Source organism: Actinomycetota bacterium, assembly GCA_005774595.1.
In the GTDB taxonomy this organism is placed as follows: Bacteria; Actinomycetota; Coriobacteriia; order Anaerosomatales; family D1FN1-002; genus D1FN1-002.
This window is the reverse complement of the sequence record VAUM01000043.1, coordinates 1-9,795: the sequence shown is the minus strand read 5'-3', so window position 1 is coordinate 9,795 and position 9,795 is coordinate 1. Positions and strand designations below refer to the sequence as shown.

Here is a 9,795-nt window from a genome sequence, read left to right as displayed (position 1 = left end):
GTCTACCAGACGCGCAACACGCCGAAGGTCGTCGGCGGGGTGACCGCCGAATGCCGCGCGCACGCGGTCGCGTTCTACGAGCGCTTCATCGACACGGTAGTGCCGGTCTCCACGACGCGCGCCGCCGAGATGACCAAGCTGCTCGAGAACATCTTCCGCTGTGTGAACATCGCCCTCGTCAACGAGCTGCTCGTCCTCGGCGAGCGCATGGACATCGACGTGTGGGAGGTCGTGGACGCGGCGAAGACCAAGCCGTTCGGCTTCATGCCGTTCTACCCGGGCCCGGGCTTGGGCGGGCACTGCATCCCGATCGATCCGTTCTACCTGTCGTGGAAGGCGCGCCAGTACGACTTCCACACCGAGTTCATCGAGCTTGCCGGCAAGACGAACGAGAACATGCCGTACTACGTGGTCTCGCGGCTCATGAAGGCGCTCAACGCGCATGGTGTCGCGCTCAACGGCGCGCGCGTGCTCATGCTCGGAGCCGCCTACAAGAACGACATCGACGACATGCGCGAGTCGCCGTCGATCAAGATCGCAGAGCTGCTGCAGGGTGAGGGCGCCGACCTCGTCTACCACGACCCGTTCGTCCCGGCCTTCGACGAGCACGGCGTGAAGGTGCCGTCCGTGGACCTGACCGCCGACGAGGTCGGCCGAGCGGACGTCGTGCTCGTGGTGACGAACCACAGCGGCGTGGACTACGCGATGGTGGCCGAGCGCGCGAAGCTCGTGCTCGACACGCGCAACGCGATGCGCGCCTGGGCCGGCGACGACAAGGTCGTGCTGCTCTAGCCCTCGCCGAGATCGCCTCGCATGAGCGCGGCGAAGCGCGGCACCGTGCGTTCGAGGGCGTCGAGGAAGTCGTCCCGAGATCGAGGCGGGTGGGTCATGCGGAGCGCCGCTTCTGTCACGAGGCGGTCGAGTGTCGCCGGCTCCCATGCCGCGAGAGTGCACAGGAACCGGTCAGGATGCACAGCGGCAAGCCCACTCGGATGCAGATGCGGGTCCGGGAAGTCCCTCAGGTTCATCGTCACGATGAGTCGGGCGTCGGCGGCCAGCGCACAGCGCACGACGTGTTCGTCGTGCGGGTCAGGGAGCCGGGGAACGGGCCCCGGCCATGAGGCGATTCGGACCGTGGCATCGGGGAACGTGCGGCGTACGGCGTTGAACAGCCGCGCGCGTTGTTCAGAGGTCAGCGCTCGTGGGGAGCGGGCGAGCGCTCTGTCCGTCTCCGCGAGGATCTCATCACTCCACACCGGTCGGAAGAGGCTCTCGTCGGTGGCGCTCAGCAGGACATCGCGAAGTGCGGCGGGGTAGAGCACGCAGGCGTCGAGCACCGCGCAGATCGGGTGGTCCCGCGTCACTCGTCGTACAGGCCATACTCCTGGGAGAGCCGAGTGAGTTCGACGAGTGCATCATGCCGACGCTTGGCTTCGAGCACCGCGGCGGCGGGGATGCGCCTGCGGTTCCCGACCCGGCGGTAGGGGAGGGCGCCGTGGTCGAGCATCGACACGAGGTGCGGGCGCGACACGCCGATGATGTCGGCCGCCTGCTGGGTCGTCAGGTCGCGCTCGAGCGCGACCACCGCTGGCGAGTCGCCCTCGGCGACGATGTCGACGGCCTGCCGGACGGCACTGTAGAGCGCAGGCGGCGGGTCGACCACCTTGCCGTCGAGGTCGACGAACGCGAACGTGACCGAGCCCGACGCCACCCGCGCCGCGAACTCCGCCTCCTCGGTGGTCCCCGGTCCCGCGACCGCCCTCTTGGACATCTCGCACCTCCGGTTGCCGACGCTACACCCTATTCGAAACAATCGCAACAGTCGAAACAGTCGAAACGGCGCGGCGCACGCGCGCGTGCGGTAGAATGTGCGCCGACACCGCTCCCGCCCGGAAGGTGACATCCCCACGATGACCGCTCCCGTCCGCATCGGCGCCGTCGGCTACGGCTACTGGGGCCCCAACCTCGTCCGCAATGTCGACCGGCTGCCCGACGCCGAGCTCGTCGCGGTGTGCGACGCGTCCGGCGACAACCTCGCGAAGGCGGCGTGCCTGTACCCGAACGCCGCGATGGTCACGGACCTCGACACGATGCTGGCCGAACACGACCTCGACGCGGTCGTCGTCGCCACCTCGGCGCCGAGCCACCACGCCATCGCGCGCCGCGCACTCGAGGCAGGCAAGCACGTCTTCGTCGAGAAGCCGCTCACGCTGACCTCGGCCGACGCGCAAGACCTCGTGGCACTCGCGTCCGAGAAGGGTCTGACGCTCATGGTCGGCCACCTGATGGTCTACCACTCGGCCGTGCGCTGGATCCGCGAGACCATCGCGAACGGTGACCTCGGCGACGTGCTGTACCTGTACGCGCAGCGTCTCAACCTCGGCAAGGTGCGGACCGAGGAGAACGCGTTCTGGTCGCTGGCGCCGCACGACGTGTCGATCGCGCTGTACCTGCTCGGCGAGACTCCGGTCAGCGTGTCCGCGACGGGGGCGGCGTACCTGACCGGCGGCGTGCACGATACCGTCTTCGCGACGCTGCACTTCGCGAGCGGCAAGATGGCCAACATCCACGTGTCGTGGCTCGACCCGCACAAGATCCGCAAGTTCACGATCGTCGGGACGAAGAAGATGCTCGTCTTCGACGACATGGAGGCCACCGAGAAGATCTGGATCTACGACAAGGGCGTCGGAGCGCCGGAGAGCGCGCTCGCGTACGGCGAGGACCTCAGCTTGCGGTTCGGCGAGATCCGCGTGCCCTGGGTGCCGCAGAAGGAGCCGCTGGCGCTCGAGGTGCAGCACTTCCTCGACTGCGTGCGGTCCGGCGCCACGCCCGAGAGCGACGGCCGCGCTGGGCTTGCGGTCGTGCAGGTGCTCGAGGCGGTCGACGCATCGATGGCGGCCGGCGGCGCGCCGGTGGCGATCGCGCAGGCCCGCCCGTGACCGCCTACATCGCCAAGGACGCCGTCATCGGCGCCGACTTCACCTACGGCTTCGGCTGCGTGGTGGACCCGGGCGCCGTGATCGGTGACGGCGTGACGCTCGGCAACCACGTCACGATCTGCGAGGGCGCGCGCCTCGGCGAGGGCTGCGTCGTCGCGGACTTCGCGATCGTGGGCAAGCGGCCCACGCTCGGCAAGCGCTCGACCGCCAAGGGCGGCCCGCTGCCGGGCGTCGAGGTCGGCTCGGGGTGTTCGATCGGCTCGCACACCGTGCTCATGGCCGGTTCGACCTTCGGTGCCGAGTGCATCGTCGGCGACAACGCCGGCGTGCGCGAGCGCTGCGCGATCGGCGACAACGTGGTCATCGGCCGCGGGGTCACGGTGGAGAACGACACCACGATCGGCTCGCGCACCAAGGTGCAGACCGGCGCGTACATCACCGCGTACGTGACCATCGAACAGGACTGCTTCATCGCGCCGATGGTCGTGACGACCAACGACAACTACATGGGCCGCACCGAGAAGCGGTTCGCCGAGCTCAAGGGCTGCACGATCCGGCGCGGCGCGCGGGTCGGCGGCGGTTCGCACATCCTCCCCGGGATCGAGATCGGCGAGGAGGCGTTCGTGGCGACCGCCGCGGTCGTGACGCGGGACGTGCCGCCGCGCACGCTGGTGATGGGCTCGCCCGCGCGCGTCGTGCGCGACGTGCCGGAAGATGAGCTTCTGGAGAACCAGTGACGCTTGCCACGCCCGGCGTGCAGGACGCGGCAGGGCATGGCATCATGCTTCGGAACCCCGACACCACTCGTTAGGAGCGCTTGCGCATGGGCATCCCCCTGCTCGACTTGCAGCAGCAGTACCTCGACCTGAAGGACGAGCTCGACGCCGTCTGGTCCGAGGTCATGGGCTCGGCCGGCTTCATCGGCGGCGCGCGGGTCAAGGCGTTCGAGGAGCAGGTCGCGGCGTACTGCGGGACCGCGCACGCGGTGGCCTGCGCGAACGGCACCGACGCGCTGTTCCTGCTGATGGAGGCGCTGGGAATCGGTCCCGGCGACGAGGTCATCACCACCCCGTTCACCTTCTTCGCCACGGCCGAGTGCATCGCGCACGTCGGCGCGACGCCGGTCTTCGTCGACATCGAGCCCGGCACCTACAACATGGACGTCGCGAAGGTCGAGGCGGCCATCACGCCGGCGACCAAGGCGGTCCTGCCGGTGCACATCTTCGGCCAGTGCGTCGACATGGACGCGCTGCTCGCGATCACCGAGCCGCGCGGCATCACGGTGGTCGAGGACGCGTGCCAGGCCATCGGCGCCACCTACAAGGGCAGGCGCGCCGGCTCGCTCGCTCGCGCGGCGGCGTTCTCGTTCTTCCCGAGCAAGAACCTCGGCTGTGCGGGTGACGGCGGCTGCGTGACCACCGACGACGCCGACCTCGCCGCGCGCGTGCGCAAGCTGGCCGGCCACGGCACCACCAAGAAGTACTTCCACGACACCTTCGGCTCCAACTCGCGCCTCGACGCGCTGCAGGCCGGCATCCTGTCTGTCAAACTGCCGCACCTCGACACCTGGAACGCGCAGCGCCGCGCCGGCGCCGCCGTCTACGACGAGCTGCTCGCTGGGATCGAGGGCCTCGAGTTGCCCGTCGCGCGCGAGTACGGCGACGCGGTCTACCACCTCTACGTGGTGAAGTCGGCACGCGCCGCCGAGGTCATGGAGGCGCTGAAGGCCGAGGGCATCGGCACGGCGCTGTACTACCCGCTCGCCCTGCACGAGCAGGAGGTCTTCACCAAGCAGCCAGGCTATGTGCAGCCGTCGCTGCCTGTGGCCGAGTCCTGCGACGGCGCGACGTTCGCGCTGCCGTGCTTCCCCGGGATCACGGCTGAGCAGCAGGAGGCCGTCGCCTCCGTCGTGCGCGCGGCGCTGGCGGAGGGTGCGTCATGAAGATCGTGTCGGTCGTAGGCGCCCGCCCGCAGTTCATCAAGGCCGCCCCGGTTTGCCGGGTGCTCCGCCAACGGCACGAGGAGATCCTGGTCCATTCGGGCCAGCACTACGACCACGGAATGTCGGCGGTGTTCTTCGAGGAGCTCGGCATCCCCGAGCCGGACTACAACCTCGCGGTCGGCTCCGGTGCGCACGGTCAGATGACGGGGATGATGCTCGTCCAGCTCGAGGAGCTGCTCATCGAACTCGCCCCGGATCTCGTGCTCGTCTATGGCGATACCAACACCACGCTCGCCGCGGTGCTCGCCGCCGTGAAGCTTCAGACGCCCTGCGCCCACGTCGAGGCCGGGCTCCGCAGCTTCGACCGGACGATCCCCGAGGAGATCAACCGCATCACGGCGGACCACCTCTCCGAGCTGCTCCTGTGCCCCACACAGGAGGCCATGGTGAACTGCGACCGTGAGGGCCTCGCCGACCGCGCGGTGCTCGTAGGCGATGTCATGCTCGACACGCTGCGGATCTTCTCGGAGAAGATCGACGACGCGGCCGTTCTCGCCGAGCGGGGACTGGCGCCGGGCGGGTACTTCTACTCGACCACGCACCGTCCGAGCAACGTCGACGACCGTGACATCCTCGAGGGCATCGTGCAGGCGTTCGGACGGCTGGACCTGCCGGTGGTGTGGGCCGTGCATCCGCGGACGCGTGCCAGCCTGCGCGCATTCGGGCTGGCCGAGGCGGTCGCGTCCGATCCCAACATCATCGACATCGACCCGGTCCCCTACATCGAGGGCGTGACGCTGCTGCGGAACGCGGCCGCGATGATCACCGACTCGGGCGGGATGCAGAAGGAGGCGTACTTCCTCGGCGTGCCGTGCGTGACCCTCCGGGACCAGACCGAGTGGGTGGAGACCGTCGAGCACGGGTGGAACACGCTCGCGGGGACGGATCCGAAAGGGCTGCTGGCCGCCGCCGCTGCAAGGCCCCGGCCGAGCGAGCGGCCCGCGGTCTACGGTGAGGGCCACGCGGCCGAGGAGATCGTCGCGGCCATCGAGAACCGTTTCGGGGGGTCCGCGTAGGCGCATGCCTCACGTCTGGATCGACATGACGAACTCGCCGCACGTGCTCGTGCTGCGTCCCGTCATCGACGAGTTCCGTCGCCGAGGGTGGCGCGTCTCGGTGACGTCGCGCGAGTTCGCTCAGACATTGCCGCTACTGGATCGCTTCGGCATCGAGCACACCGTGCTCGGTCGGCATCGCGGCGGCAACATGCTCGCCAAGGCCTGGGGTCTCATCGCGCGCTCCTCGGCGATGCTGCGGTGGGGCATGAAGCACGGCCCGTTCGATCTGGCCGTCAGCCACGCCTCGAACGACCTGCCGGTGGTGTCGTGGCTGATGGGCGTCCCGCACGTGACGATGTTCGACTACGAGCACGCGTGGCTCACGCACTCCATCAACGTGAGGCTCTCGGCCAAAGCGCTCATCCCCGACGTGATACCTCCGTCCGCCATCGACCGCTACGGCGGACGGGGCAAGGTCGACGGCTACCCGGGGATCAAGGAGGACTACTACCTCGCCGATTTCGAGCCGGATCCCACGGTGCCCGGGCGGCTCGGGCTGGACGGAGAGAAGATCATCGTCGTGGTGCGCACGCCGCCGTCGCAGGCGGCGTATCACCGAGTCGAGAACCCGCTGTTCGATGACGTGCTGAGGGCGATCGCCGCCCGCGAGGACGTCCAAGCGGTGGTCATGCTCCGCACCCCCGACCAGCGTCAGGGTGTCGAAGCGGTCGGGGCGTCGAACATCATCGTGCCTGCCGAGACCATCGACGCGCAGAGCCTCATCTGCTTCGCTGACCTCGTGATCGGGGCGGGCGGCTCCGTGAATCGCGAGGCGGCGTCGCTGGGCACCCCGGTGGTATCGATCTCGCCGTTGGAGAAGGGCGCGGTCGACGCGTCGTTGGTCGCCGACGGGCTCATGCGATTCATCACGAGTGCCGATGAGTTGGAGTTCCGCAAGAAACCCCCGGGAGTCCGCCGCGTTCGGCGGCAGGTGTCGGACCTGGTCGACCGCATGGCAGCGGTCGCGAAGTAGGGAGTCGAGAGAGCGCGTGGCGAGAAGGCCTGCAGGCAAGCACAGCATGCGCAGGGCGAGCGAGGTCGACCGGGTCGAGCCGGCCTCGACGACCGCCGAGACGCCCCGAGAGACGTCGCGCCGCCGCAGCGCCGAGTCGTTCCGCGACGGGCAGCGCCGGCGCGCGAAGCGCAACAAGACGCTGCTCGGGTGCCTCGGCGCGTTCGTGCTCGTCTGCGCGCCCGCCGCGCTCGCCGTGGCGGGCTATCTCGGCGGGTGGCAGAACAAGCTCACGAAGAACTATCGCAACAACGACGCCCTCATGGTTGCGCTGAAGCCCAAGGACTCGAGCGTCGTGCGCACGGTGACCGAGCCGTTCTGGATGGTCGTCGTCGGTGTCGACGCTCGGCCGGGCGAGACCGCCAGCCGTTCGGACACCATCCTCATGGTGCACGTTGACCCGAACAGGAGAACGGCGACCGTCGTGTCCATCCCGCGCGACTCGCGCGCGCGCATCCGCGGCCACGGCCACAACAAGATCAACGCGGCGCTGTTCTTCGGCGGGCCCGAACTGATGATCGAGACGCTCGAGGACACCACCGGCGCCGACATCACTCACTACCTCGCAATCGACTTCAACGGCTTCAAGGAGATCGTCGACGCGATGGGCGGTGTGTGGGTCGACGTCCCCGAGCGGATCGAGGACAAGAAGGCCGCCAACTACGATCGCCGCTCCTACATCGTCGACCCGGGGATGCAGAAGCTCGACGGAGCGCACGCGCTCACGTTCGTGCGCTCGCGCAACTTCCCGGAAGGCGACATCGCGCGCATCCGCAACCAGCAGGTCTTCCTGCGCGCGCTCGCCAAGCAGGTGCTCTCGCTCGGCAACGTCTTCCGCGTCAAGGGCATCCTCGACGCGGTCGCGCGCAACGCCGAGACCGACCTGACGGTCACCGACATGTTCGGGTTGGCGTCGGACCTCATGAAGATGAAGGAGGAGTCGCTGGAGACGGTGACCCTGCCGGGCGCGCCCAAGATGATGAGCGGCGTGTCGTACATCATCCTCGACGAGGAGGGCGTCAAGGAGATGATCGCGAAGATCGACGCGGGCGAGTCGGTCACGGGCTCGGCGACGGCGGTGGCCGGCTCCGGGCAGACGACGGTGACCCCGACGATGGTGACGGTCACCGTGCGCAACGGCGTCGGCGTGGCGGGCATCGCCACCGATGCCGCCAACGAACTCGAGAAGAAGGGCTTCCGCATCCAGGAGGTCGGCAACGCCGGGCAGTTCGTCTACGACAAGACGCTCGTCGTCTACAACACCGACAAGCGCAAGGCCGACCTGGTGCGCACGCAGCTCGGCGTCGGCGACACGGTCGAGTCGCGCGGCATGTACTCGTTCAAGACCGACGTGCTCGTCGTGGTCGGGCGCGACTGGCGGGCGAGCACCGCTGGGAGCGAGGACGAGTAGCGCGACGGGCGGTGTCGGGAGGCCCGGGCGGTTTGCCCGTCCTCTCGGCACGGCGGTAGAATCATGAGTGCTCGGGACGCGCTCCCCGCGCGCGTTCCTGAAAGCGGGTGTCACATCGTGGCCTGGCCCAGACACAGCATGCGACGCAGCAGGACGCCGGCCCTCGCGCTGACCGTCTTCGCGCTCCTGCTCGCGTTCCCCGCGCTCGCGCACGCCGCCGAGCCCACGTTCACCTTCACCGGCCGCGGCTGGGGACACGGCATCGGAATGAGCCAATACGGCTCGAAGGGCTACGCCGAGCACGGCTGGACCTACGACCGCATCCTCAAGCGCTACTACCAGGGGACCACGCTGGGCACCGTGCCGGGCAAGAAGGTGCGCGTGGCCATCCAGAAGGACAACATCGCCCAGCCGTCTTGGCGCATGCGGGCGAACAGCTCGCTGCTCAAGGTCAAGAACCGGTACGGGCGCGAACTCGAGATGGGGACGGATACCGTCTACACGTTCACCGCCGGGCCGGGCGGAGTCGTCATCGTCAAGGACCAGGCCTCGCGCGTGGTCACAAGCGTGCTCGCTCCCGCCGCCGTCTGGGAGCGTGGCGGCGGGCAGCCCGAGGTGCTCGACGCGAGCGGGCCGCTCGACTGGACGAGCGTGTGCTACAAGGGCGAGATGTGGCTGGTTGTGTCGGGCTCGAACCTGTACGCGTACAACCACGTGCCGATGGAGACCTACGTCACCTGCGTCGGGCCGCGTGAGATGCCGGCGTCCTGGCACGCCGAGGCGCTCAAGGTGCAGGCGGTCGCCGCGCGCTCGTATGCGTACGTGAGCCTGCGGTCCACCGGCGACTACGACGTCTACTGCACGACGCGCTCGCAGGTCTACAACGGCTGGGGCAGGGCGTCGGGCGGCACGATGACGCGCCACAGCTCCGACTACCTGTACGACGCCCCGGTGGCCGCGACCGCGAACAAGGTCGTCACGTACGGCACCACCGTCGTGCAGACGTTCTTCACCTCGACGTCGGGCGGTCACACCGAGAACATCGAGAACGTCTGGCCGGGCGCGACGCCGCGGCCGTACTACACGGGCGTCGCCGACGAGTACGAGAGCGTCTCGGGGTCCCCCTACCACGTCTGGCCGGAGGACGACCTCGCGTTCACCGCGAGCGGGCTGCGCTCCGAGCTGCTCGAGCAGAACTCGACCGGAGGTTACAAGTACTTCACGCCCGACCAGGTGCCGGCCTCGATCGTCGAAGTGCGCGTGACGCAGCGGGGCGTGTCGGGCCGCGTGAAGCAGATCGTGCTCGAGGGCGCCGCCGGCGACGACAAGACGATCGAGGGCGGCAAGATCGCGAGCTTCAAGAGTGCGCTCGG

The 9,795-nt window shown here is 68.8% G+C and carries 10 protein-coding genes; 8 read left to right on the top strand and 2 right to left on the bottom strand.

What is annotated here, in order from left to right:
- Positions 1 to 792 (top strand): nucleotide sugar dehydrogenase (locus FDZ70_03125; protein TLM79440.1); only part of this gene is annotated, 792 nt, incomplete at its 5' end.
- On the opposite strand, the gene FDZ70_03120 is transcribed toward FDZ70_03125, so the two are convergent.
- The gene (locus FDZ70_03120; protein ID TLM79439.1) at positions 789 to 1,364 is read right to left on the bottom strand and encodes a PIN domain-containing protein; all 576 of its coding nucleotides are present in this window, start codon (positions 1,362 to 1,364) and stop codon (positions 789 to 791) included. The genes FDZ70_03125 and FDZ70_03120 overlap by 4 nt on opposite strands.
- Entirely contained in the window at positions 1,361 to 1,771 is a 411-nt protein-coding gene (locus tag FDZ70_03115) for a helix-turn-helix domain-containing protein (protein ID TLM79438.1), read from the bottom strand. Before FDZ70_03115 ends, FDZ70_03120 begins: the two co-directional genes overlap by 4 nt.
- A gap of 139 nt (positions 1,772 to 1,910) precedes the next feature.
- Between FDZ70_03115 and FDZ70_03110 the strand changes: the two genes are divergently transcribed.
- From FDZ70_03110 to FDZ70_03080, 7 genes are all read left to right on the top strand, one after another.
- Positions 1,911 to 2,939: a Gfo/Idh/MocA family oxidoreductase gene (locus FDZ70_03110; GenBank protein ID TLM79437.1), complete on the top strand. Its 1,029-nt coding sequence runs from the start codon at positions 1,911 to 1,913 to the stop codon at positions 2,937 to 2,939.
- A gap of 26 nt (positions 2,940 to 2,965) precedes the next feature.
- Complete coding sequence (locus FDZ70_03105; GenBank protein ID TLM79441.1) at positions 2,966 to 3,676, top strand: N-acetyltransferase; 711 nt, start codon at positions 2,966 to 2,968, stop codon at positions 3,674 to 3,676.
- An 86-nt stretch (positions 3,677 to 3,762) separates the two neighbouring features.
- Entirely contained in the window at positions 3,763 to 4,881 is a 1,119-nt protein-coding gene (locus FDZ70_03100) for a DegT/DnrJ/EryC1/StrS family aminotransferase (GenBank protein TLM79436.1), read from the top strand.
- Positions 4,878 to 5,957: a UDP-N-acetylglucosamine 2-epimerase (non-hydrolyzing) gene (locus FDZ70_03095; protein ID TLM79435.1), complete on the top strand. Its 1,080-nt coding sequence runs from the start codon at positions 4,878 to 4,880 to the stop codon at positions 5,955 to 5,957. Before FDZ70_03100 ends, FDZ70_03095 begins: the two co-directional genes overlap by 4 nt.
- A gap of 4 nt (positions 5,958 to 5,961) precedes the next feature.
- Positions 5,962 to 6,972 carry a DUF354 domain-containing protein gene (locus FDZ70_03090; GenBank protein TLM79434.1) on the top strand — a complete coding sequence of 337 codons (1,011 nt, stop codon included), beginning with the start codon at positions 5,962 to 5,964 and terminating at the stop codon, positions 6,970 to 6,972.
- Positions 6,878 to 8,422, top strand: coding sequence for a LytR family transcriptional regulator (locus FDZ70_03085; GenBank protein ID TLM79433.1), 1,545 nt, complete (start codon positions 6,878 to 6,880; stop codon positions 8,420 to 8,422). The genes FDZ70_03090 and FDZ70_03085 overlap by 95 nt, the downstream gene beginning before the upstream one ends.
- A 138-nt stretch (positions 8,423 to 8,560) precedes the next feature.
- Positions 8,561 to 9,795: SpoIID/LytB domain-containing protein (locus FDZ70_03080; GenBank protein ID TLM79432.1), on the top strand; the 1,235-nt coding region annotated here is incomplete at its 3' end.

What these genes read in the sequence shown, in the direction of transcription:
- FDZ70_03100 (TLM79436.1), top strand. Translation starts at nt 3,763, where the DNA reads ATGGGCATCCCCCTGCTCGACTTGCAGCAGCAGTACCTCGACCTGAAG.
- FDZ70_03115 (TLM79438.1), bottom strand. Translation starts at nt 1,771, where the DNA reads ATGTCCAAGAGGGCGGTCGCGGGACCGGGGACCACCGAGGAGGCGGAG.
- FDZ70_03090 (TLM79434.1), top strand. Translation starts at nt 5,962, where the DNA reads ATGCCTCACGTCTGGATCGACATGACGAACTCGCCGCACGTGCTCGTG.
- FDZ70_03095 (TLM79435.1), top strand. Translation starts at nt 4,878, where the DNA reads ATGAAGATCGTGTCGGTCGTAGGCGCCCGCCCGCAGTTCATCAAGGCC.
- FDZ70_03085 (TLM79433.1), top strand. Translation starts at nt 6,878, where the DNA reads ATGAGTTGGAGTTCCGCAAGAAACCCCCGGGAGTCCGCCGCGTTCGGC.
- FDZ70_03110 (TLM79437.1), top strand. Translation starts at nt 1,911, where the DNA reads ATGACCGCTCCCGTCCGCATCGGCGCCGTCGGCTACGGCTACTGGGGC.